Raw genomic sequence first — 23337 nt, 5'->3', positions numbered from 1 at the left:
AGGCGGGGCATATCCCCGCCTGATGTCATTTCGGTAAATCTGGCCACGCCCGGCGCGGCCCTGCCGGTTGCCCGGAAAGATCAGGCGTCGGCGTCAGCCTGCGCGTCGGCGGCGACGGCGGCTTCGTCTTCGTCCAGATCCTCGGCCGGCACATCGGCCAGCGCACCCAGGTCGACACCTGCGGCGCCCATCTGGGCCGACATGCCATCCAGAGCAGCGCGGCTGGCCAGATCGGTATACAGCGCGATGGCGCGGGCCGCGTCGTCATTGCCGGGGATGATGTAGTCCACACCATCGGGCGAGCAGTTGGTATCGACCACGGCAACGACCGGAATGCCCAGTTTCTTGGCTTCCAGAATGGCCAGATCTTCCTTGTTCACGTCGATGACGAACAGCAGGTCCGGCAGACCGCCCATTTCGCGGATCCCGCCAAGCGAGGCCTGCAATTTGGCCTGCTCGCGTTCCATCCCAAGGCGTTCTTTCTTGGTCAGGCCTTCGGCGCCCGATTCCATCGTTTCGTCGATGGCCTTCAGGCGGTTGATCGACTGGCTGACCGTTTTCCAGTTGGTCAGCGTGCCGCCCAGCCAGCGATGGTTCATGTAGAACTGGGCCGATTTCTCGGCGGCTTCGGCGACGGCCTTCTGGGCCTGACGCTTGGTGCCGACGAACAGCACGCGGCCGCCCTTGGCGACGGTGTCGCGAACGACCTGCAAGGCCTGGTCCAGCATCGGAACGGTCTGCGTCAGGTCGAGAATGTGAATGCCGTTACGCTCGCCATAGATATATTGACCCATGCGGGGGTTCCACCGCTGAGTCTGGTGACCGTAGTGAACGCCAGCTTCCAAAAGCTGACGCATGGTGAAATCGGGAAGCGCCATTCCATGTTCCTTTCCGGTTTGCGCCTTGGCAGAGGTTCTCAGGGCATGCGCCCCAACCGGTGGACCTTTTGCGGATTTCTCCCGCAAGGGCCCGCCCCTGCCTGTGAAGTGCGCTGCACATAGTCCGGGTGCAGCGCGGATGCAAGCCCTTTATGGGCTGATCGGATGGGGGACGCACATGCGCCACCCCAAGCCGGTTTCACATGAAGCTGTCGGCTTCCGCCGCCTTCTTGCGGGCCACATATTCGGCCAGTTCCTCGGCCTTGGCCGGGTCCAGATCAGGAGCCTGATATTCGCCCAGCATCTTCTTGACCTTGACGTTGGCCAGCATCGCCGTATCGCGGGCACCCTCTTCGTCCCAGGTCTCGAACGGTTTGTAGTCGAACACGCCGGTGCGCCAGAAGGCTTCCTTGAAATTGGCCTGGGTATGGGCGCTGCCCAGATAATGCCCGCCCGGACCGACCTCGCGGATCGCATCCATGGCCTGACCGTTTTCCGACATGTCCACACCCGCCGCCAGACGGTGCAGAATGCCCAGCTGATCGGCATCCATCACGTATTTCTCATAGCTGCTGACCAGCCCGCCTTCCAGCCAGCCACAGGCATGCAGCATGAAGTTCACGCCCGCCATCAGGCCGATATTCAGCGTATTCGCGGTTTCATATGCCGCCTGCGCATCGGGCAGCTTGGACCCGCAGAACGACCCGGCGCTGCGATAGGGCAGCCCCATCCGCCGCGCCAATTGCCCCGCGCCAAGCGTGATCTGCGCCGCCTCGGGCGTGCCAAAGGTGGGTGCGCCGCTGTTCATGTCGATGCTGGTCACGAAGGCGCCAAAAATCACCGGCGCGCCCTTGCGGACCAACTGGCTATAGGCCACGCCCGCCATCACCTCGGCCAGAACCTGCGTCAGCGTGCCGGCCACGCTGACCGGCGCCATGGCACCGCCAACGATGAAGGGGCTGATGATCGAGGCCTGACCGGCACGGGCGTATTCCTCTAGCGCGCCCATCATCACCCCGTCAAAGGTCAGCGGGCTGTTGATGTTGATCAGGCTGGTCATGACCGTGTTCTGATCAACGAAATCCGATCCGAACAGGATCCGCGACATCTCGACCGAATCCGCCGCCCGTTCGGGCAGCGTGACCGAGCCCATATAGGGCTTGTCCGAAAGGGTCATATGGGCGTGCAGCATGTCCAGGTGGCGCTTGTTCACCGCCACATCGGTCGGCTCGCAGACGGTGCCGCCGCTGTGATGGACCCATTTCGACATCTGGCCCAGCTTCACGAAATTGCGGAAATCGGCGATGGTGGCATAACGCCTGCCGCCATCCTGATCGCGGACGAAGGGCGGGCCATAGACCGGGGCCAGAACCAGGTTCCTGCCGCCGATTTCCACGTTCCGCTCGGGGTTGCGGGCGTGCTGCGTGAACTGGCCGGGTGCGGTCTTGCACAATTGCCGCGCAAGGCCGCGCGGGATGCGGACCCGCTCGCCATCGACATCGGCACCGGCTTCCTTCCACAGGCGCAGCGCCTCGGGGTTGTCGACGAAATTGACGCCGATTTCCTGCAAGACCGTGTCGGCATTGGCCTCGATGATCTCGATGGCCTCGTCGTTCAGGATCTCCAGATTTGGGATGTTGCGGGTGATAAAGCGCGAAAATTCGGTCCGCGTTGCGGTGCGCTCGGCCCGGCGGGCCGCCCCGCCTCCGCCCCGGCGGCTGCCGGCGCGTGCGCTTTGTTCCGTTGCATCATTCATCGCCCGGTCTCCTTCTGGTCTTGGCATCCTGTTAGGTCCAGCCTCGATCGGGCAGCCGCGCATTTGCGTCAGAAACTGGTCTCAAAACGACATGGCGCTGCAATGACCGACACATCCGGTCACGCAACCGCGCCTGTTGCGATTCCGCCAAGCGCCATGTTAGCGTTCACATATTACCTTTCACACCCTTGCATCGCCGGTACAGCGGATGCAGTTTGCCGCTGGACCCCATGCGAAAGGTGCTGCCATGACCCCGCAAGAGCAATCGCAGAAATCCCGCGCCCTGTGCGAGATCGCCCCGGTCATCCCGGTGATCGTCATCAAGGACGCGGCCAAGGCCGCTGATCTGGCCGGTGCGCTGGTCGCTGGCGGCACCCCGGTGCTGGAAATCACGCTGCGCACCTCTGCTGCGCTGGACGCCATCCGCGCCATGAGCAGCGTGAAGGGCGGCCATGTCGGTGCCGGCACCGTGCTGACCCCCGATGATGCCAGGCGCGCCAAGGATGCCGGCGCGACCTTCGCCGTCTCGCCCGGCCTGACCGACCGGCTGATCCAGGCGTGCAGCGATCTGGATCTGCCATTGCTGCCGGGCTGCGCCACCGCGTCCGAGGTGATGGCGGCGATGGATGCCGGTTACGACATGCTGAAGTTCTTCCCCGCCGAAGCCATTGGCGGGGCACCGGCGCTGAAATCGCTGGCCGGGCCCCTGCCCCGCGCCAGCTTCTGCCCCACGGGCGGCGTCTCGCCCGCCAATGCGCCGACCTATCTGGGCCTGCCCAATGTCGTCTGCGTCGGCGGCAGCTGGATCGTCACCGATGCCGATGTCGAGGCAGGAAACTGGGCCGCGATCGAGGCAAGGTCGCGTGATGCCGCCAGCCTGACGCGAAGCTGAGCGGATGGATCGCGCCCGCCGGAATGTCGCCGTCCTTGTCGCCGCGCAAGCCGTTCTGGGCGCGCAGTTGCCGGTCAATTTCATCATCGGCGGGCTGGCCGGGCAGATGCTGGCCCCCAACCCCTGCATTGCCACGCTGCCGATCTCGATGATCATTCTGGGGTCGGCACTGGCGGCGCGGCCCTTGTCGGGCTTCATGCAGCGACATGGCCGGCGCGCGGGCTTTCTGCTGGCCGTCCTTGCCGCCGCATTGGGCGCGACGATCCAGGCGGCGGGGCTGTGGGTCGGTTCGTTCTGGCTGTTCATGTCCGGCGCGCTGCTGACCGGGGTTTACATGTCGGCGCAGGGGTTCTTTCGCTTTGCCGCTACCGATACGGCGACACCCGATTTCGCCCCTCGGGCGATCAGCTGGGTCATGGCCGGGGGCCTGATCGCCGCCATAACCGGGCCGGCGCTGGTGCGCTGGACCAATGACATCACGGCAGTGCCCTTCCTGGCGACCTATGCCGCCGTGATCGGGCTGAACCTGCTGGGGCCGATCCTGTTTGCCTTTCTGGACATCCCGCGTCCCACGGCACCCGATGCCGGCGCCCCGCAGGGTCGGCCCCTGTCCGAGATCCTGCGCACGCCCACGATCATCGTGGCGATGATCTGCGCCATGGTGTCCTATGCGCTGATGAATCTGGTGATGACCTCGACCCCGCTGGCCGTGGTCGGCTGCGGTTTCACCCCGTCCAATGCCGCCGATATTGTCAGCGCGCATGTGCTGGCCATGTATGCGCCATCCTTCTTTACCGGCCCACTGATCAATCGTTTCGGGCCGGAACGGATCGTGGGCATCGGCCTTGCGATCCTTGCGGTTGCGGGTGGCGTGGCTTTGTCGGGCGTCGAGCTTGGCCATTTCTTCGCCACGCTGATCCTTTTGGGACTGGGCTGGAACTTTGGTTATATCGGCGCCACGGCCATGCTGACCCGCGCCCATAGCCCCGCCGAGCGCGGCCGGGTGCAGGGGTTCAACGACTTTTTCGTCTTTGGCGGGGTGTTTCTGGCCTCGTTGTCATCGGGCGGGTTGATGAACTGTCTGGGCGGGTCGGCGCAGGCCGGGTGGAATGCGGTGAACCTGGCGATGGCGCCGTTCTTGGTGCTGGCCGCCTGTTCGCTGATCTGGCTGGCAATGCGCAATCGGCGGGCGTGACCGCGAGGGGATGTCTGCGGGGGCTGTCTGCCCCCACACCCCCGAGGATATTTGCATGAAGAAGAAAGATCAGAGCAGCGAGCCCTGTTCGGGCTCGTCGAGTGCCTTGCGTGGTTTCGGGGCATTGTCCGGGCGCGCCGTGACGCGGCCATCGGCGAACTGGATGTCGAAACGCGGCGTCTGCGCAGCGGCTTCGGCCGAGGTGATCAGGCCCTTGGGGCCGTGGATCACGGCGAAGCCACGTTTCAGCGTTTCGGTATAGCCAAGCGTCAGACGGGTGCGGTCGAGGCGGGCCAGCGCCTCGCGCCGGGTGGCGATGGCGCGTTGCGGGGCGATGGTCAGGCGACGGGTCAGCGCCGCCAGCCGTTCGGTCTGGGTGGTGATGGCGCGGCGGGTGCTGGCGGTGATGCGGGCCAGCGAGGCATCGAGCCGTTCGCCCATCTGCACGATACGGTCGCCGCGCCGTTCCAGCCGGCGGGTGGCGGCGGTGGTCAACCGGGTTTCCAGCCGGTCGAGGCCATGGCGCTTCGCGCCCATGAAGGCGCGCAGCGTGGCGGCCGGCATGGGGCGCGATTGCAGTTGCTGGCGGCGGTGGCGGACAAGACCGCGCAGCGCCGGTTCCAGCCGGCCGGACCAGATGTCGAGGCGTTGACGCGCCGGTTCCGTCAGGGCCGAGGGTCGGCCAAGCGCGCGGGCCAGGTCTCGCAGGCGCTGACGCGGTCGGTCGATGCGCTGTCTGCTGGCGCGGGCCATGCGAGCGCCGGCTTCGGCCAGGCGCGCCGCCAGATCGGCGCGCACCGGCACCGCCATTTCTGCGGCGGCGGTCGGCGTCGGTGCGCGTTGATCCGCAGCAAAGTCGATCAGCGTGGTGTCGGTTTCATGTCCGACCGCCGAGACCAGCGGGATGGTGCTTTCAGCGGCAGCGCGAACAACGATTTCCTCGTTGAAGCCCCAGAGATCCTCAAGGCTGCCGCCACCGCGCGCCACGATCAGAAGATCGGGGCGCGGGATCGGGCCGCCTTCCGGCAGGGCGTTGAAGCCACGGATGGCGTTGGCCACCTGTGATGCCGAGGCTTCGCCCTGCACCGCGACGGGCCAGATCAGCACATGGGTCGGAAAACGGTCGCGCAGCCGGTGCAGGATGTCGCGGATCACCGCGCCCGAGGGCGAAGTGACGACGCCGATCACCCGCGGCAGGAAAGGCAGCGGTCGTTTGCGATCCGCGTCAAACAGCCCCTCGGCCGCCAGCGCCTTGCGCCGCTTTTCCAGCATGGCCATCAGCGCGCCGGCGCCCGCAGGCTCGATCTGGTCGACGATCATCTGGTATTTCGACTGGCCGGGGAAGGTGGTCAGCCGACCGGTGGCGATCACCTCCATCCCTTCTTCGGGGCGTTGGGTCAGCCGCGCGGCCTGGCCCTTCCAGGTGACGGCTGCCAGCACGGAACGGTCATCCTTCAGGTCGAAATACAGGTGGCCCGAACCGGGACGCGAGACGCGGCCGATCTCGCCGCGCACGCGGACACGGCCGAACTGGTCCTCGATGCTGCGTTTGACCGCGCCCGAGATCTCGGAAACCGTGAATTCATGGGCATTGCTGCCCGGTTCGTCTTCCAGCAGGTCCATGCGGCTTGTTCCCCTTCGCGCGCCAGACTAGAACGCCGCGAGACGATGCGAAAGGGCGGCAGATGAATATCCTGATCCTCGGTGGCGGCGGGCGTGAACATGCGCTGGCCTGGGCGGTGCGGCAGAACCCGAAATGCGACCGGCTGATCGTGGCACCGGGGAATGCCGGGATCGCCGCCATCGCGGAATGCGCCGCCATTGATCCGCTGTCGCGCGCCGAGGTGCTGGAGCTGGCACAGGAAAATGCCGTTGATCTGGTGATCGTCGGCCCCGAGGCGCCCTTGGCCGCCGGTGTATCGGACGCGCTGCGGGATGCCGGCTTTCTGGTCTTTGGCCCAAGCCAGGCCGCCGCGCAGTTGGAGGCCAGCAAGACATTCACCAAAGAGGTCTGTGATGCCTGCGGGGCGCCGACCGCTGCCTGGGCGCGCTTTACCGAGGCAGGGCCGGCACGGGATTATGTGACCGCACAGGGCGCGCCGATCGTGGTCAAGGCCGATGGTCTGGCCGCCGGCAAGGGCGTGACCGTGGCCGAGACCGTGCAACAGGCGCATCAGGCCATCGACCAGATTTTCAGTGGCGAGTTCGGCGATACCTCGGTGGTGATCGAAGAGTTCATGGCCGGCGAAGAGGCCAGTTTCTTCGTGCTGTGCGACGGCAGCGATTGCCTGCCCATCGGCACCGCGCAGGACCACAAGCGCGTGGGCGATGGCGATACCGGGCCGAATACCGGCGGCATGGGTGCATACAGCCCCGCCCCGGTGATGGACGAGACGATTCAGGCGCAGGTAATGGACCGGATCGTGCAGCCCAGCATGGCCGAGATGGCGCGGCGCGGCACGCCCTTTCAGGGGGTGCTGTTCGTCGGGTTGATGATCGCGGACGGGCAGGCGCGGCTGGTGGAATACAATGTGCGCTTTGGCGACCCGGAATGTCAGGTCTTGATGATGCGGCTTGGCGCGCAGGCGATGGACCTGATCCATGCCTGTGCCGAAGGGCGGCTGAAGGACATGACCGTCAACTGGGCCGATGATCATGCGCTGACCGTGGTGCTTGCCGCCAGGGGTTATCCTGATGACTATCAAAAAGGCAGCCAGATCAACGGGTTGGATAACCTTCCCGAGGACAGTTTCAACATGGTCTTTCATGCCGGAACCGTCGAGAAGGACGGCAAAATTCTTGCCAATGGCGGGCGGGTTCTGGCGGCCACGGGACGCGGCGCGACACTGCCCGAGGCGCATCAGCGCGCCTATGCGCTGGCCGATGCGATCGACTGGCCCGAAGGCTTTTGCCGGCGGGATATCGGCTGGCGGGCTTTGCCCAAGGCCTGACCTAGCCCATTTCCGACAGCGCATGCAGGATGCGGGCGGCCTCGCGATTGGCCCGCCGGGCCTGCAATGTCCAACCGAACAAGCGGCGCGGCAGCGTCACGGCAAGGTCAAAGGGCGCGACCAAGGCGCCTGATGCCAGGTGCGGGGCGACCAGCGCGCGATGCGCCATCAGCACGCCCGCACCGTTCAAAGCCTCGGTCACGGCCAGCGAGTAAAGCGAAAAAACCGGCCCGCGCGGGGCAAAGCCGCCGCCGGGCATCGCGCGGTCGGACCAGCGCGCCCAATCCTCGGCCCAGGCCGTGTCGGTCAGGCAGTTCACGGCACGCAGATCCTCGGGTCGGGACAGCTGCCGGGCAAGGTCAGGGGTGCAGACCGGCAGGATCTCGTCGCTGGCCAGCGCCACGGAACCCGGTGGGGCGGTATCGGCGTAGAACAGGCACAGATCGAAGGGCACCCGCTTCAGGTTCGGGGGGACCTCCATCGCGGTGACGGACAGGTCCAGGTCAGGCAGCGCCGCACGCAGGGCCGGCAGGCGCGGCCCCAGCCACAGCTGCGCCACAGCCGGCAGGGCGGCGACATGGGCGCGGCGGGGGGCGGCGTCGCGCCTCAGGTCACGCACGGCAAGACCCAAGGCGTCGAAGGCCGCGACAAATCCGGGCAGCGCCCGCTGACCCAGTGCCGTCAACCGCACCCCACGCGCGTGGCGCTGGAACAGCGGGGCGCCCAGTTCATCCTCCAGCGCCTTGATCTGGGCCGTCACCGCGCCGGAGGTGACGCGCAATTCCTCGGCAGCGGGCGCAAAGCCGCCAAGCCGGGCTGCGGCCTCGAAGGCGCGAAGCGCGTTCAGCGAGGGAAGGCGCGGGAATGGGGGGTGGACAGACACTGGAAGCCTCAGATTTTCTGACCCTAGTATTCCTGAATTCTGATTTGCCGAAAAGCCCCTGACCGCCGATCATGGGCCATCAGCAAAGAGGATTTGCCATGACCGCCCATCAGACCCGCCCCTGGCTGCCCGACGCGGCGGCGGCGCGCATCGACACCATCGCCCCCGTGCGCGAACAGGCCTCGGCCCAGGTCGCCGCCCGGATCGAGGCATTGGCCGAAACAAATCGCGATATTCACGAACGTCGCGCCTTCAACCTGAACCCGGCCACCAATGTGATGAACCCGCGGGCCGAGGCGCTGCTGGCCAGCGGTCTGGGGTCGCGCCCCTCGCTTGGCTATCCGGGCGACAAATACGAAATGGGCCTGCAAGCCATCGAGGAAATCGAGGTGATCGCCGCCGATCTGGCGGCCCAGGTCTTTGGCGCGAAACATGCCGAGATCCGCGTGGGGTCGGGGGCGTTGGCGAACCTTTATGCCTTTATGGCGACGACGAAGCCGGGCGATGCGATCATCGCGCCGCCGCCCTCCGTCGGCGGGCATGTGACCCATCATGCGGCCGGCTGCGCCGGGCTTTACGGGCTGGTCACCCATGCCGCGCCGGTCGATGCGGATGGCTATACCGTCGATCTTGAGGCGCTGCGGGCGCTGGCCCATCAGGTGCGCCCCAGGCTGATCACCATCGGCATGAGCCTGAACCTGTTCCCCCACCCCGTCCGCGAGATCAGGGCCATCGCCGATGAGGTCGGCGCGCTGGTCCTGTTCGACGCCGCCCATCAATGCGGGATGATCGCAGGTAGGGTCTTTGCCGATCCGCTGGCCGAGGGCGCACATCTGATGACGATGAGCACATATAAAAGCCTCGGCGGGCCGGCCGGCGGGCTGATCGTCACCAATGACGACGCGCTGGCCGAACGGCTGGAGGCCATCGCCTTTCCCGGTCTGACCGCGAATTTCGACGTGGCGAAATCGGCGGCGCTGGCCGTGGGCCTGCTGGACTGGCGCGATCACGGCGCGGCTTACGCGCAGGCCATGGCCGACACCGCGCTGGCGCTGGCCGAGGGGCTGGAAGCGCGCGGCCTGCCGGTGTTTCGGACGCGCAGAGGCATCACTGCCTCGCATCAGTTCGCGGTTCGGGCGGCGAATTTCGGCGGTGGTCAGGCGGCCTCGCGGCATCTGGAACGGGCGGGCTTTCTGGCCTGCGGGATCGGGCTGCCCATTGCGCCCGTGGCGGGTGATGTGAACGGGTTGCGGATCGGCACGCCGGAACTGGTGCGTTGGGGGATGACGGTGACCGATATGGACCGGCTGGCCGATCTGATCGCCCGTGCCCTGACCAGCGCCGCGCCCGAAGGGCTGGCCCCCGAGGTTGCCGCCTGGCGGCGCAGCTTTGACCGGCTGCATTACATCAACGGATGACTGACAAGCGTCTGCCCGGCAATCGGGCAGGCTGCGGCCGCATGTCGCAAGACACCCTTTTGCCCCAGCGTCGCGATTGACAGCAGGGACCCGAAACCGGGATTCTTGCCCCGCGCCACACTGTCGGCGGCGTGGAAAGGCAGGGACGGTCCCGTGCGAATTCTGAGGCCACAGGCGCATGACGATGCGCGCCCCCTGCGCGGGCTGGGGTTGCTGACCCGGCATCCGGGGCAATTGCGGCTGCGCGGTCTGGGCCGGCGCGATGCCGCCCAACTGGCCGCGCATCTGCTGCGGCTGCCGCCCGAGGATCGCCGCGCGCGTTTTCACGGCGGCATGAACGATTTCGCGGTAAACGGCTATGTCAACCGGATCGACTGGCCGCATGTCTATATCTTCGGTGCCTTCGTTGCGGGCGATCTGCGCGCCGTGGCCGAACTGGTGCCGCTATCGGGCGAAACCGCAGGCGAGGTCGCAGTCTCGGTCGAGCCGCAATATCAGCATGCAGGACTGGGAAAGCTGCTGGTTCTGGCCACCATGCTGGCCGCCCGGCGCATCGGGCTGGCCCGGATCGTGCTGGCCTATCTGTCGCGCAACACGGCCATGCAGGCACTGGCGCGCGATATGGGCGCAAGGACAATGACGCGCGGCCCGGTGATCGAGGCGACCATCACCCTGCCCGGACCGACCACGGCGAAAGCCTAATCCGCCTCTCGCGCAAAATGGCCATCACGCAGGAATGCGACGATCTGCGTCAGCACCGCCGGATTGTTCATCATGAAGGTATGGGTAACCGGCAGCACGATGTGATCGGTCATCCCCGCAACACCCGAGGCGCCGACCCCAACCTTGCCGTCATCGGGACCGGGGATCAGCGCCGAAGCCAGCGGATTGGCGGTCGCATCACCGGCGATGACGCCCAATGGAAAATCCACCGGCCCAAGGGCCAGTGGCAGCGAATCGGCGCCGGTTCCCAATTGCGCGCCCGCCGGACCGTTCAGCAGGCCATAGCCGGGAATGTCGCGCAGCCAGTCAACCAGCGGCGAGCCCTGATTTGGCGGCGCCAGCATCACCACCCGGCCCAGATTGGCGGGCCGGTGATCGCGCAGCCACAGCCGGACCAGAATGCCGCCCATGGAATGCGTGACGATATGGGCGGTCTGGCCTTCCGGGCATCGGGCCAGCCCCTGCCCGACCTCGGCCGCCAGATCCTGAACGGGCGCGCTGGTCGAGGCATAGCCGTGATTGACGATCTGATATCCCTGCCGCGACAGCGCCAGTTCCGGCACCAGCATCGACGGGCTGTGCCGCGCCAGCCCATGCAGCAACAGCACACAATCCGCCGCCGCCGCCGGCAGCGGCGCGGCCAGCAGGCCCAGCATGGCCCCCAGCCAGATTGCTGCCCTAGTGATCGGAATAAAGCCCTTCATAGATCGGGCCAAGGGTGTCGGTTTCGAACAGCGAGCTGACCGAGGTGCCGTTCCAGATGTTCAGAATCGCTTGGGCAAACATCGGCGCGGTCGGCACGATGCGAATATTGGGCGCGCTGCGAACCGCTTCGGTCGGCTGGATCGAATCGGTGATGACCAGCGATTTCATCACCGATTTCGCCACACGCTCGACCGCCGGGCCGGACAGCACGCCATGGGTGATATAGGCGTGAACCTCGGTCGCGCCATTATCCATCAGAACCTGCGCGGCCTTGACCAGCGTGCCCGCCGTATCGCAGATGTCGTCAACGATGATGCAGGCCTTGCCCGCCACATCGCCGATGATGGTCATTTCCGCCACTTCGCCGGCCTTCTCGCGGCGCTTGTCCACGATCGACAAGGGCGCACCGATCCGGGTGGCCAGTTCGCGCGCACGCGCCACGCCGCCGACATCGGGCGAGACCACCATCAGATTGTCCATCCGGCCCTTGAAATTATGCTGGATATCCAGCGCAAAAACCGGCGCGGCGTAAAGGTTATCAACCGGAATGTCGAAAAAGCCCTGAATCTGGGCGGCGTGAAGATCCATCGTCAGCACCCGGTCCACGCCCGCCTCGGTCAGCATATTGGCGACCAGCTTGGCGGTGATGGGCGTGCGGGCCTTGGCGCGGCGATCCTGCCGCGCATAGCCGAAATAGGGAATGACGGCGGTGATCCGGGCGGCCGAACTGCGCTTCAGCGCGTCGGTCATGATCAGCAGCTCCATCAGGTTGTCATTGGCCGGGTTCGAGGTCGGCTGGATGATATACATATCCTCGCCGCGGACGTTCTCGAACACTTCGACAAAGATTTCCTGATCGTTGAAGCGTTCCACCCGCGCATCGCACAGGCCCACATTCATCCCGCGATGCATCGACATGCGCCGGGCGATCGCTGTGGCCAGAGGCGGGTTGGCATTGCCGGAAATCAGCTTCGGTTCGGTCATGGCGGGCATCAGCAAGGGCCTTTTTTCGGGATTCGCGCGATTGCGAAGCCCTTAACACCCGGATAGCCTGCCCGCAAACCAAACGGAGCGGATCATGCCCCATATCGACTATTACCTCGGGACCATCAGCCCCTGGTGCTATCTCGCCGGCGACCGGTTGGAGCGGATCGCCGAGAAACACGGCGCCACGATCACCTACAAGCCCGTCGATCTGATGCAGCTGTTCGACCGCACGGGCGGCACCAAACCCGCCGACCGCCATCCCTCGCGCATGGAAATGCGGGGGCAGGAACTAACCCGCTGGTCGGCGCATCTTGACCTGCCCTTCAATCTGAAGCCGGCGCATTGGCCGGTGAACATGGCGCCCTCGTCCTATGCCGTGATTGCCGCGCAGGCCGCGGGCGGCGATGTCGGCGCGCTGGTGCAGGGCTTTCTGCGCGCGGTCTGGGCCGAGGAACGCGACATCAGCGATGATCAGGTGATCCGCGATGTGCTGGCAGCCGCCGGTTTCGATCCGGCACTGGCCGACAAGGGGCTGTTCGTCGGCGCGGAAACCTATGGCCGCAATCTGGAACAGGCGGTCGAGGCCGGGGCCTTTGGCGCGCCCTTCTATGTCGTGCGCGAGACTGATCAGCGGTTCTGGGGACAGGATCGACTGGATTTTCTGGATCGGCATCTGGCCAGCCTGTGACGGATCAATCAGTCGAGGGCCGGGCAGTGGCAGGCCATATCCATGAACGGCACTGGTCGGGCGATCCCGATCGGCCGGCGCTGGCCTTGCATTGCATGATGGGCAGCGGTCGCTATTGGGGACCGATCGCCAGGGATCTGGACGGGCGCATCGACCTGCGCGGCTTTGACATGCCGGGTCACGGGCGCAGCGATGACTGGGCCCCACAGCCGGGCGATTCCGATCTGCATACCGCCGTCACCCGCATCGCCGCTTCCATGATCGACCGCCCGCTGGACCTGATCGGCCATAGCTTCGGTGCCACCGTCGCCCTGCGCATCGCCGTGGCCGCGCCCGAGGCGATCCGCACCCTGACCCTGATCGAGCCGGTGCTTTTCGCCGCCGCCCCCATCCCCGAGGAAACCCAGCTGGGCGACCTGCTGCGCGGATTGGTGGCACAGGGCCAGACCGAACAGGCCGCCCGCGCCTTTCTGTCGATCTGGGGCGATCAGCCCTTTGACGCGCTGCCCGCCCCGATCCGACAGCAGATGACACGGCAGATCGAGCTTGTGGCCGGAACCCACGACACCTTGTTGCAGGATGGCGCGAATATCCTGCGCGAGGGCGGGCTGGAGGCGGTGGATGCGCCAGTGATGCTGATCTCGGGCGCGAAATCGCCGCCGGTCATCGCCGCAATCGCCGAGGCCCTGGCCGCCCGCTTGCCCGATGTCGGCCGCGCCACTGTGCCCGATGCGGGCCATATGCTGCCGATCACCCACCCGGCGCAGGTTGCCGGGCTGATCGGCATAAATCTGGATCGGGGCTAGGGCAGCGCAGCGGCGGCTCGGCTGTGCCTAGATGTCGACGAAATCGTCGTTATGCCGGACCGGCCCGATGGCCAGCCATTCGGCACGCACCCGCGCCACCTTGGTATCGCCCCAGGTCCGAAACACGATCCGAAAGCCTTCGGCCGTGACTTCCTCGGCAGAAATATCGGCGCGCGCGTTCTGCGAGGCGCCCATATCCCACATGTTCATGCTGACATGCACGACCGGCTCGGCCAGGAATGGCTCGTCAAAGCGGACGGTATAGCTGGCCAGCCTGGGCCCCTCGCCCGTCCACATCTCGCCATTGCTTTCAAAGGCAGAAAACACAAGGGTCGCGCCCTTGCATATCCCGACCGCCATTCCGCTGATCTTTTTCATCCCAAAACACGAATATTTCAGCACCCCCAGGACGGATTTTATGTCTTGCGGGCAAAGCATGTCCACCGCCTTTTCCGCCATCTATCCCAAAATACAGGGAAAATATGAAAATAGTCTTGCTTTGATAATATCCTCTACCACCGATCGGATATTCCAGATCCTGCCAAAGCTTATTTCCAGCCACAGGGCACGGTTCACTTCATCAGATTGGCGTTCTCGATCAGGCGGCGATGCTTGTGGGCCTGGGTCTGGACATCCTCGAACCGTTCGATCCCCTTGGCGACCAGAGCCGGGACCAGACGCAGAAAGGCCCGCGCGGTGGCCTCGGTGTCGCCCATCGCGGTGTGGCGCCGTTCGGGTGGAATGACGATCTGCAATCTTTCGCAGATCGCATCCAGTGTATGCGGCACCGATTGCCCCCAAAGCATGACCGACAGCAGCACCGTATCAAGGATCTGATTGTCGAAATGCGCGCCGGTCTCGGGCGCGGCGCGGCGCAGGAAAGCCATGTCGAAGGGCGCATTATGGGCGATCAGCGTGGCGTCCTCGGTGAAATGGCGAAAGGCCGTCAGCGCCGCCGCCGTGCCGGGCGCATCAGTGACCATGGCGTCAGTGATGCCGTGGATCTGGGTCGATCCGGGCGGAATCGGGCGGCCGGGATTGACCAGAGTGTCAAAACGCTCGCCCGTCAGCCGGCCGCCGGCGATCCGCAGCCCGGCGATCTGCACGATGCGATCGCTGGACGGGTCCAGCCCGGTGGTTTCGGTATCAAAGACCACGCAGGTCAGGTCGGTCAGCCGCGATGATGCCGCCGCCCGGCCCGCCAGTGCGAAATCATAGGTCAGCCCGCTGTCCAAGCCCGCCGCCTCGGCCGCACGCGGCAGCGGCAGAACCAGCCGGGCCGCGCCGTCCCTGCCCGGCTCGGCCCAGATGCCTGTGCCATGGCCGGCCAGAACATCGGCGCCGGAAAGCTCGGGCTGGTCGGGATCGGGGGCATGCGCCAGCCAGCTTTCCAGCAGATCCATGGGCAGGACATCGCCCTGCCAGGTCAGGATCAGCCGCAATTCGGCCGGGTCGTCGCTGCCCTCGATCACCACCCGCGGATGCTGTCCTAACTGGCGCAGCCGTGTATCCAGCAGACGCAGCAGCGCATTCACCGGCCCGGCCTCTGCCTGCATGCGGATGCGCGGCAAGCTGGCGATGCTGCCATCGTCGTCGCCATCCGGCGCCGCATCTGGCGCAAGCTTCAACCCGGTCAGCAGTTCGCTCAGCAGCGCCTGCGCGGCAGGAAGGGCCTGGGCGCTGGCCTCGGACAGGGCGCGGGTGGCAGTGGCAAGGCCATGGCCCTCGGCGCGGATCGCCTGCGCCAATGCCGGCGGGATGGGGCCGTCCAGCGCCTCTAGCATGGGCACCAGCGTAGCGGCGTGGCGGCGCAGGGATTCGATGGCAGCACGAGGCTGCGGACTGTCGGCGGGCCGATCGCGCAGGATCAGCAGGGTGCCATGTTCCACCAGCCGCATCCGCCCCGAAAGCCGTGCCCCGCCACTGGTCAGCGCGGTCAGGTCGGTCGCCTCGACCCCGCCGCCCGCCAGTCTCGCCCGCGCCGCATCCAGCGCGCCGGCGCGCAGCTGGCGATCCAGCGGCCGGTCAAGACCCAGGCCCGGCAACATGCGCGCGGCGGCGGCGTTGTAAAACACCACCCGCCCGCGATCATCGCTGATCACCGCACCGGCACCGAAATCGGACAGGATGGATTCCAGCGTCGCCTTTTCCCGCGCCTGTTCGGCCGCGTGGTCCTGCACCGCCTCGGCCAGCGCCTCGGCCGACCGCGCCCGCGCCTCGGCCGCATCCCGCGCAGCCGGGCCAAGATCGGCCAGATAGCGCGCCTGGCCCAGATCCGGCGATTGCCCGGTGCGCAGCCCCCCGGCCAATGTCTCGATCGGCCGTGCGACGTTGCGATCAAACAGGAACCAGACCCCGACAATCGCCAGCAAGGCACCAAGCCCCGCGACGAACCCTGCCAGGATCATGGGTGAAAAGGCGCGCTCGATGGTCACGCCGGCCTCGGCCAGGCGCGCGGCCTCGACCCACAGGGCGAAGGCAATCACTGACAGAACAGCGGCGGCCAGCCCCGCGAATACCAGCAGGACCCGCAGCCGGAGGGAAAGCTGCGTCAGCACGGTGCCTGCAACAGCCGCGCCATTTCAGCGCGCAGTTCCGACAGCTCGAACGGCTTGGCGATGAAGCCGTCGGCCCCAAGCGCCAGCCCCTTGCGTCGCTCCACCACCGATCCGCGCGCCGTCATCAGCAGCACCCGCGTATCCGACAGGGCCGGATCGGCCCGCATCTCCTGCACGATCTGATAGCCGGACACTTCGGGCAGCATGACATCCAGCAAAACCAGATCGGGCCGCGCTGCCCGAATTGCGGCCACCGCCCCTGCGCCGGTCGCCATGCGCGAATGGTCATGACCATCGCGCGACAACAGATAGTCCAGCGCCAATGCGATATTGTCCTCGTCCTCGATCACCATGATACGCGCCATCATCCCCCTCCTTCACAAACGAACGCATAGGCAGGATCGTCGGGGGCCGCGGCCTGCCAGTCGCCGCGGCCGGGCCGGATGCGCCGGTTCGAGCAGTCAAATTCCTGCCCCACCACCAGCATCGGGCCGCGCCGCTCGACCAGGGTGATCTGCGCCTGCGCCATGTCGCCCTCGCCTTCGCCTTCGCGGATGCTGGCAGGATCCAGCGCGGCAAAGCGCGTGGTGATCGGGAACAGATAGGTCCAGGGCGCCCAGGGCTGGCTTTCGGTGCCGGTCAGCAGGATCTGCGCGCCTTCGGGCAGCCGATCGGTCGCGCGGCCATACCAGGCATAGTCGTTCCAGATCGAATAGGTCACCATGGCCAGCCCGATCCCCGCCGGCAGCAGCCAGCGCGGCAGCACCAGCCCGGCCTTGCGCGCCGCGTGCATGGCCGCATAAAGCAGCGCCGCAGCGCCAATGCCGACGGCGATCACCCCGAGCAATTCGATTCCGATACCGCTCATCCCAGCATTCCCTTTCCCTGGCCGATGGCCGATTGCATCCCGCGCACCACGACAAAGGCATCGCGCAGATGGCTGCGCTCGAAATCGGGCAGATCCGAGGGCGACAGATAATTGTCGGGCACCCGGCCCGAGCGGATCAGATGCGCCTGATTTTCCAGCCGCAGCGTCTGGATCAGGTCATAGGCGGCGATCAGATCGCGCGCACCGCTGCCCGAGATGACGCCATTGTCCTCGGCCTCCAGCAGGCGGGCGCGGGTGTTCACCGCCGTCACCCGCCCCTGCAAGGCATAGACGCGGGCCAGATCGGCCACGGGCACCACGCCGTTATGCTTCATGTCGATATGGTGGCGATGCTCGCCCGAGCGGATGGTGGCGAAACCGCCGATCATCCCAAGCGGTGGCCGGTGTTTCAACGAGTTCGAGATCATATGCGCCACAAAGATCGAGTTCTTCGAGGCCATGTCCAGCGTCTCGGCCTGCAAGCCCTGCAACAGCGCGTCATCGCCGCCGATGGCACGCAGGTCGAACATCACCGAGGCCAGCATCTGCGCCTCGGGGCTGGGCCGTTCGATCCAGCCGCGGAAATAGCTGCGCCACACCGGGACGGGCTGCCGCCAGCGCGGGTTGGTCGCCATCATGTCGCCGGGGCAATAGACAAAGCCCGCCGTGTTCAACCCGTCGCTGACGAAGCGGGCCAATGCCTTGAACCAGGGATCGGCCGGATTGGCGCCCTCTTCCAGGATCAGGCAATTGTCCTGATCGCTGATGCCGGTCTGTTCCTGCCGGCCCTGGCTGCCGCAGGCCGCCCACAGCCAGCGCGCCGGCGCGGGGCCCAGCTGCGCCTCGGCCAGGATCAGCAGGCGTCGGGTCACGGCATCGGTGATGTCGGTGATCATGCGGGTGATCACCTCGTGGCGCTGATGCGCGGCCACCAGACTGACCAGCAGTTCCGGCACGCGAGCGGTGATGCGGGCCATGTCCTCGGCAGTTTCGGCATCGACCAGATCGCGGATCAGCACCGAGGCGCTGATCGCCTGCACGCGGGTCAGGTCGGTCTGGCTGATCATGCCGACGAAACGGCCCCGATCCACCACCGGCAAATGCCCCACGCGGCGTTCCAGCATCACGTTCAGCACGTCATAGCCCAAAGCCTGCGGCGGCAGCGTATAGGGATCGGCCGTCATCACCTGACTGACCGGCTGTCCATGATCCAACCCCGCCGCGACGACGCGATTGGACATGTCGCGAATGGTAACCAGGCCCAGCAGCCGGTCGCCCTGGGTCACGCCGATGCTGCTGACGCGGGCGTCGCGCATGATCCGCGCGGCCTCGGCCACAGAGGTTTCGGGCGGGCAGGAAATCGGCTTGCGCGTCAGCAGGTCGGATACCTTCAGCGTCGCGATCTCGGCGCCACGCGGCCGCGCGGCACGCCCCCGGTCGAAGAACCGGGCAACAGCGCGGTTCTGCGCGATCAGACCCAGCAGCGTTTCACGCGGCAGCATCCACAGGGTCGCGTCCTCGGTCACCCGCGCCGTCGTCACCGCCGATCCGCCACGCAGCAGGCCGCGTTCGCCAAAGCTGTTGCGCGGCCCCAGTTCCGATACCGAATCCCCGTTGCGATCTGTCACCGCGATCCGGCCCTGTTCGATCAGCCAGATGCCGGGCAGCGGATCGCCATATTCATAGACGACCTCGCCGGCCGGCACCTGCCTGCGGCTGAAGAAGTCGGCGACCTGCGCCAACTCGTCCCGCGACAGGCTGTCATAGGGATGGACAGAAGCGATGAAGTCGATGACGTCCGACATGTTGCCCGGATCCCGAATAAGGAAACCGCGCCCCCCTTTGCCGGGGGGCGCGGCATTGTCATCAGATCAGTGGTCGATCGCACCGCCCGCACCGCGCGGAACGCGGATGGATTCGACCAGCTCGATCACCTCGACCGGCGGCTCCTCGGTCGCGTTCGAGACGACATAGGCCACGGCGAAGTTGATCAGCGCGCCGATGGTCCCGAACGAGGCCGGCGAAATGCCGAACAGCCAGTTCGCGGCGGTATCTTCCAGCATGTTGGTGCCCGAGATGAAGAACCAGCCCTTGTAGGTGAAGATATAGATCAGCGTCGACAGGATGCCCGCCAGCATGCCCCAGATCGCGCCCTGCTTGTTGATGCGCTTGCTGAAGATGCCCATCATCAGAACCGGGAAGATCGAGCTGGCGGCAAGACCAAAGGCCAGCGCCACGGTCTGCGCCGCAAACCCTGGCGGGTTCAGGCCCAGGATCGTCGCCACAAGGATCGACACCGCCATCGAGACGCGGGCCGCGAACAGCTCGCCCTTTTCGCTGATGCCGGGGTTGATTGCGCCCTTGATCAGGTCGTGCGACACCGCCCCCGAGATGGCCAGCAACAGGCCCGCCGCCGTGGACAGCGCAGCCGCAAGACCACCCGCCGCGACGACCGCGATGACCCAGCCCGGCAGGTTGGCGATTTCCGGGTTGGCCAGCACCATGATGTCATTGTTCACGGTGGTCAGTTCGTTCCCTTGCAGGTTCTGCGCGGTGATCTGTTCCGCGATCGGTGCGCCTTCGGCACCGGCCTCGTTGTAATACTGGATCAGACCGTCGCCGTTCTTGTCCTCCCAGCCCAAGAGGCCGGTGGTCTGCCAGTTCCGCATCCATTGCAGTTCGGGCGCGTTTTCGATCTGTTCCAGCGAGACGGCAGGTTCCGAGAAGGTCGAGCCGGCCTCGGTTCCGGTCACGGCACCCGGCCACATCGTCGCGGTCAGGTTGAAGCGCGCCATCGAACCCACGGCAGGCGCAACGGTGTAGAGCAGCGCGATAAAGACCAGCGCCCAACCGGCCGAGGCCCGCGCATCCGACACTTTCGGCACGGTGAAGAAGCGGATGATGACATGGGGCAGACCCGCCGTGCCGATCATCAGCGCCAGGGTGAACAGAACCATGTCCAGCGTGGATTTGTGGTGGCCGGTATAGTTGGCAAAGCCCAGATCGGTGACGACCTGATCCAGCTTGGCCAGGAACTTGGCGCCCGATGCGTCATGGGTGCCAAACAGCCCGGTCTGCGGCAGAACATGGCCGGTCAGCTGCATCGCGATGAACATCGCCGGGATCGTATAGGCGATGATCAGCACGACATATTGGGCCACCTGCGTATAGGTGATGCCCTTCATCCCGCCCAGAACCGCATAGCAGAACACCAGCGCCGCACCGATCCACAGCCCGGTCGAGTTCGACACTTCCAGATAGCGCGAGAAGGTCACGCCCACGCCGGTCATCTGGCCAATCACATAGGTGATCGAGATGACCAGAAGGCAGATCACGCCGATGATCCGCGCGGTCTGCGAATAGAAGCGGTCGCCGATGAATTCCGGAACGGTGAACTTGCCGAATTTGCGCAGATAGGGCGCCAGCAGCAGCGCCAGCAGCACATAGCCGCCGGTCCAGCCCATCAGGTAGGTCGAGTTGTCATAGCCGGTAAAGGCGATCAGGCCGGCCATCGAAATGAAAGACGCGGCCGACATCCAATCGGCCGCGGTCGCCATGCCGTTCATGACCGGGCTGACACCCCGGTTCGCGGCATAGAACTCGGACGTCGATCCGGCGCGGGTATAAATGGCGATACCGATATACAGCGCGAAGCTGAGACCGATGACGATAAGGTTTAGCGTAAACTGATCCATCTTCGCCCCCTACTCGTCGACGCCATGTTCGCGGTCCAGGCGGTTCATCCGCGCCGCGTACCAGAAGATCAGCACGATAAAGACCAGGATCGAGCCTTGCTGGGCGAACCAGAAGCCCAGATCCGTGCCGCCGACCTTGATGCCCGATACCAGCGGCCGCAGGATGATCCCGAAGCCATAGGACACCAGCGCCCAGATGGCGAGGCAGATCCAGATGATCCGTAGATTGGCCTGCCAATAGGCATTTGATGATTGTCTGTCACTCATGTCCTAGGTTCCTCCCTGTTCAGACATGTCCCTCGCTCCGCCCTTGCATTTGTTTCGCGTCCCGGTTCCCGGCGGATGGGCCGGGACGCGATGGCCGGGGCGCGGGTCAGCCCCGGTTCATGCGATTTGCGATCAACTCGTCGACCACCTCTGGCTCGGCCAGGGTCGAGGTGTCGCCCAAGGCGCCAAAGTCATTTTCGGCAATCTTGCGCAGGATGCGGCGCATGATCTTGCCGGACCGCGTCTTGGGCATACCCGGCGCCCATTGGATCAGGTCTGGCTTGGCGATGGGCCCGATTTCCGTGCGGACCCATTTTTCCAGCTCGGCGCGCAGTTCCTCGGTCGGCTCGACACCGTTCATCAGCGTGACATAGGCATAGATGCCCTGCCCCTTGACCGGATGCGGATAGCCCACGACGGCAGCCTCGGCGACCATTTCATGCGCAACCAGCGCGCTTTCGACCTCGGCCGTGCCCATGCGGTGCCCCGAAACGTTGATCACGTCATCGACGCGGCCGGTGATCCAGTAATAGCCGTCCTCGTCCCGGCGGCAGCCGTCGCCGGTGAAGTAATAGCCGGGATATTGCTGAAAATAGGTCTCCATGAAGCGCTGATGATCGCCCCAGACGGTGCGCATCTGGCCGGGCCAGCTGTCGGCGATGCACAAGACCCCCTCGGCGGGGTTGCCGGTGACGACCTTGGCGCTTTCGGCCTCCAGCACCTCGGGCTTGACGCCAAAGAAGGGCACGGTGGCCGAACCGGCCTTGGTCTCGATGGCGCCCGGCAGGGGTGTAATCAGATGACCGCCGGTTTCGGTCTGCCACCAGGTGTCGACGATCGGGCAGCGCCCCTTGCCGACATGTTCGTTATACCAGTTCCAGGCCTCGGGGTTGATCGGCTCGCCCACGGTGCCCAGCAGGCGCAGGCTGGACAGGTCGTGCTTGTCGACAAATTCCGGTCCCTTGCCCATCAGCGCCCGGATTGCGGTGGGCGCAGTATAGAACTGGTTGACCTTGTGCTTGGCGCAGACTTCCCAGAAGCGGCCGGCATCGGGCCAGGTCGGCACGCCCTCGAACATCAGCGTGGTCGCGCCATTGGCCAGCGGCCCATAGACGATATAGCTGTGGCCCGTGACCCAGCCCACATCGGCCGTGCACCAGTAGATGTCGCCTTCCTGATAGTCGAAGGTGTATTGATGCGTCATCGCGGCAAAGACCAGATAGCCGCCGGTCGTATGGACTACGCCCTTGGGCTTGCCGGTCGAACCGCTGGTGTAAAGGATGAACAGCGGATCCTCGGCATTCATCGCCTCGGGCGCGCATTGATCGCTGGCATCGGCCATCAGTGCCTTCAGGTCGATGTCGCGGCCCTCGGTCCAGGTGGTCTGGCCGCCCGTATGCTTGACCACCAGGCACTTCACCCTGTCACTGCAATGCAAAAGCGCCGCATCGGCATTGGATTTCAGCCCGGTCTTGCGCCCGCCACGGGGCGCCTCGTCTGCGGTGATCACGATATTGGCGCCCGAATCGTTGATCCGGTTGGCCAATGCATCGGGACTGAACCCGGCGAAAACGATGGAATGGATCGCACCGATCCGGGTGCAGGCCAGCATGGCATAGGCCGCCTCGGGGATCATCGGCAGATACAGCACCACCCGGTCGCCGCGCTTGACGCCCAGATCGCGCAGCACATTGGCCATCTTGTTCACCTGCCGCGACAATTCGCGATAGGTGATGTGCTGAGCCGGATCGGCGGGATTATCGGGTTCGAAGATGATGGCGGTCTGATCGCCCCGCGTCGCCAGATGCCGGTCGATGCAATTGGCCGAGACGTTCAGCTGCCCGTCCTCGAACCATTTGATGCTGACATTGCCAAAGGTGAAATCAGTGTCCTTCACCCTGGTATAGGGCCTGATCCAGTCCAGCCGCTTGCCCTCGCGACCCCAGAACCCGCTCGGGTCGTCAATCGATTCGGCGTAAAGCCGGCGATAATCCTCCGGCCCGGCATGGGCATTCTCAAATCCTGCCGGAATAGCATGCTTTTCAATGGCTTCCGCACTCATGACAT

Annotated in this window: 21 protein-coding genes; 7 read left to right on the top strand and 14 right to left on the bottom strand. The window is 65.6% G+C overall.

From position 1 onward, the window contains the following. Positions 1-80 precede the first annotated feature (80 nt). Positions 81-878, bottom strand: coding sequence for a 30S ribosomal protein S2 (gene rpsB / locus FNJ84_RS09875; protein WP_143792923.1), 798 nt, complete (start codon positions 876-878; stop codon positions 81-83). Between the two features lie 199 nt (positions 879-1077). Continuing rightward, positions 1078-2634, bottom strand: a complete 1557-nt coding sequence (locus tag FNJ84_RS09870; protein ID WP_143792922.1) for a trimethylamine methyltransferase family protein — start codon at positions 2632-2634, stop codon at positions 1078-1080. Between the two features lie 247 nt (positions 2635-2881). Here FNJ84_RS09870 and eda point away from each other — a divergent pair, with 247 nt between their 5' ends. Both eda and FNJ84_RS09860 read left to right on the top strand, forming a co-directional pair. Beyond that, a complete protein-coding gene (eda, locus tag FNJ84_RS09865; protein WP_143792921.1) occupies positions 2882-3526 on the top strand; it encodes a bifunctional 4-hydroxy-2-oxoglutarate aldolase/2-dehydro-3-deoxy-phosphogluconate aldolase in 645 nt (214 codons plus the stop codon). A 4-nt stretch (positions 3527-3530) separates the two neighbouring features. Continuing rightward, positions 3531-4721 (top strand): MFS transporter, encoded by a 1191-nt coding sequence (locus FNJ84_RS09860; RefSeq protein WP_143792920.1) that lies wholly within the window; start codon positions 3531-3533, stop codon positions 4719-4721. Between the two features lie 69 nt (positions 4722-4790). On the opposite strand, the gene xseA is transcribed toward FNJ84_RS09860, so the two are convergent. Beyond that, positions 4791-6344 (bottom strand): exodeoxyribonuclease VII large subunit, encoded by a 1554-nt coding sequence (xseA, locus tag FNJ84_RS09855; protein WP_143792919.1) that lies wholly within the window; start codon positions 6342-6344, stop codon positions 4791-4793. A 62-nt stretch (positions 6345-6406) separates the two neighbouring features. Here xseA and purD point away from each other — a divergent pair, with 62 nt between their 5' ends. Further along, positions 6407-7672: a phosphoribosylamine--glycine ligase gene (gene purD / locus FNJ84_RS09850; protein ID WP_143792918.1), complete on the top strand. Its 1266-nt coding sequence runs from the start codon at positions 6407-6409 to the stop codon at positions 7670-7672. 1 nt (position 7673) lies between these two features. Here purD and FNJ84_RS09845 read toward each other — a convergent pair whose 3' ends face one another. Then, a complete protein-coding gene (locus tag FNJ84_RS09845) occupies positions 7674-8555 on the bottom strand; it encodes a LysR family transcriptional regulator (protein WP_143792917.1) in 882 nt (293 codons plus the stop codon). A gap of 98 nt (positions 8556-8653) precedes the next feature. Here FNJ84_RS09845 and glyA point away from each other — a divergent pair, with 98 nt between their 5' ends. Further along, a complete protein-coding gene (gene glyA, locus FNJ84_RS09840) occupies positions 8654-9973 on the top strand; it encodes a serine hydroxymethyltransferase (protein ID WP_143792916.1) in 1320 nt (439 codons plus the stop codon). 153 nt (positions 9974-10126) lie between these two features. After that, positions 10127-10675: a GNAT family N-acetyltransferase gene (locus tag FNJ84_RS09835; protein WP_143792915.1), complete on the top strand. Its 549-nt coding sequence runs from the start codon at positions 10127-10129 to the stop codon at positions 10673-10675. Here FNJ84_RS09835 and FNJ84_RS09830 read toward each other — a convergent pair. Continuing rightward, positions 10672-11352 (bottom strand): alpha/beta hydrolase, encoded by a 681-nt coding sequence (locus FNJ84_RS09830; protein ID WP_143792914.1) that lies wholly within the window; start codon positions 11350-11352, stop codon positions 10672-10674. The genes FNJ84_RS09835 and FNJ84_RS09830 overlap by 4 nt on opposite strands. 22 nt (positions 11353-11374) lie before the next feature. Next, positions 11375-12394, bottom strand: a complete 1020-nt coding sequence (locus FNJ84_RS09825; RefSeq protein ID WP_143792913.1) for a ribose-phosphate pyrophosphokinase — start codon at positions 12392-12394, stop codon at positions 11375-11377. Positions 12395-12479: 85 nt separating this feature from the next. On the opposite strand from FNJ84_RS09825, the gene FNJ84_RS09820 reads away from it, so the two are divergent. Further along, the gene (locus FNJ84_RS09820) at positions 12480-13076 is read left to right on the top strand and encodes a 2-hydroxychromene-2-carboxylate isomerase (protein ID WP_143792912.1); all 597 of its coding nucleotides are present in this window, start codon (positions 12480-12482) and stop codon (positions 13074-13076) included. Continuing rightward, entirely contained in the window at positions 13073-13882 is an 810-nt protein-coding gene (locus FNJ84_RS09815; RefSeq protein WP_255471150.1) for an alpha/beta fold hydrolase, read from the top strand. The genes FNJ84_RS09820 and FNJ84_RS09815 overlap by 4 nt, the downstream gene beginning before the upstream one ends. A gap of 27 nt (positions 13883-13909) precedes the next feature. On the opposite strand, the gene FNJ84_RS09810 is transcribed toward FNJ84_RS09815, so the two are convergent. From FNJ84_RS09810 to acs, 8 genes are all read right to left on the bottom strand, one after another. Next, positions 13910-14242, bottom strand: a complete 333-nt coding sequence (locus FNJ84_RS09810; RefSeq protein ID WP_363323800.1) for an H-type lectin domain-containing protein — start codon at positions 14240-14242, stop codon at positions 13910-13912. A gap of 212 nt (positions 14243-14454) precedes the next feature. Continuing rightward, positions 14455-16440, bottom strand: coding sequence for a 3'-5' exonuclease (locus tag FNJ84_RS09805; RefSeq protein WP_143792910.1), 1986 nt, complete (start codon positions 16438-16440; stop codon positions 14455-14457). Then, on the bottom strand, positions 16434-16805 hold the full coding sequence (locus FNJ84_RS09800; protein WP_143793055.1) for a response regulator transcription factor: 372 nt from the start codon (positions 16803-16805) through the stop codon (positions 16434-16436). The genes FNJ84_RS09805 and FNJ84_RS09800 overlap by 7 nt, the downstream gene beginning before the upstream one ends. After that, positions 16805-17308, bottom strand: a complete 504-nt coding sequence (locus tag FNJ84_RS09795) for a hypothetical protein (RefSeq protein WP_143792909.1) — start codon at positions 17306-17308, stop codon at positions 16805-16807. Before FNJ84_RS09795 ends, FNJ84_RS09800 begins: the two co-directional genes overlap by 1 nt. Then, entirely contained in the window at positions 17305-19113 is a 1809-nt protein-coding gene (locus FNJ84_RS09790) for a putative nucleotidyltransferase substrate binding domain-containing protein (RefSeq protein ID WP_143792908.1), read from the bottom strand. The genes FNJ84_RS09795 and FNJ84_RS09790 overlap by 4 nt, the downstream gene beginning before the upstream one ends. A gap of 66 nt (positions 19114-19179) precedes the next feature. Then, positions 19180-21003 (bottom strand): sodium:solute symporter family protein, encoded by a 1824-nt coding sequence (locus FNJ84_RS09785; RefSeq protein WP_143792907.1) that lies wholly within the window; start codon positions 21001-21003, stop codon positions 19180-19182. Positions 21004-21012: 9 nt separating this feature from the next. After that, on the bottom strand, positions 21013-21270 hold the full coding sequence (locus tag FNJ84_RS09780) for a DUF4212 domain-containing protein (protein WP_143792906.1): 258 nt from the start codon (positions 21268-21270) through the stop codon (positions 21013-21015). Between the two features lie 106 nt (positions 21271-21376). Then, on the bottom strand, positions 21377-23332 hold the full coding sequence (gene acs, locus FNJ84_RS09775; RefSeq protein WP_143792905.1) for an acetate--CoA ligase: 1956 nt from the start codon (positions 23330-23332) through the stop codon (positions 21377-21379). Between the last annotated feature and the right edge of the window lie 5 nt (positions 23333-23337).

Origin of the sequence: Paracoccus sp. M683 (genome assembly GCF_007096355.1) — a bacterium.
In the GTDB taxonomy this organism is placed as follows: domain Bacteria; phylum Pseudomonadota; class Alphaproteobacteria; order Rhodobacterales; family Rhodobacteraceae; genus Paracoccus.
Note: the sequence above shows the minus strand (reverse complement) of the source record. Positions and strands in the feature narration are given on the sequence as shown.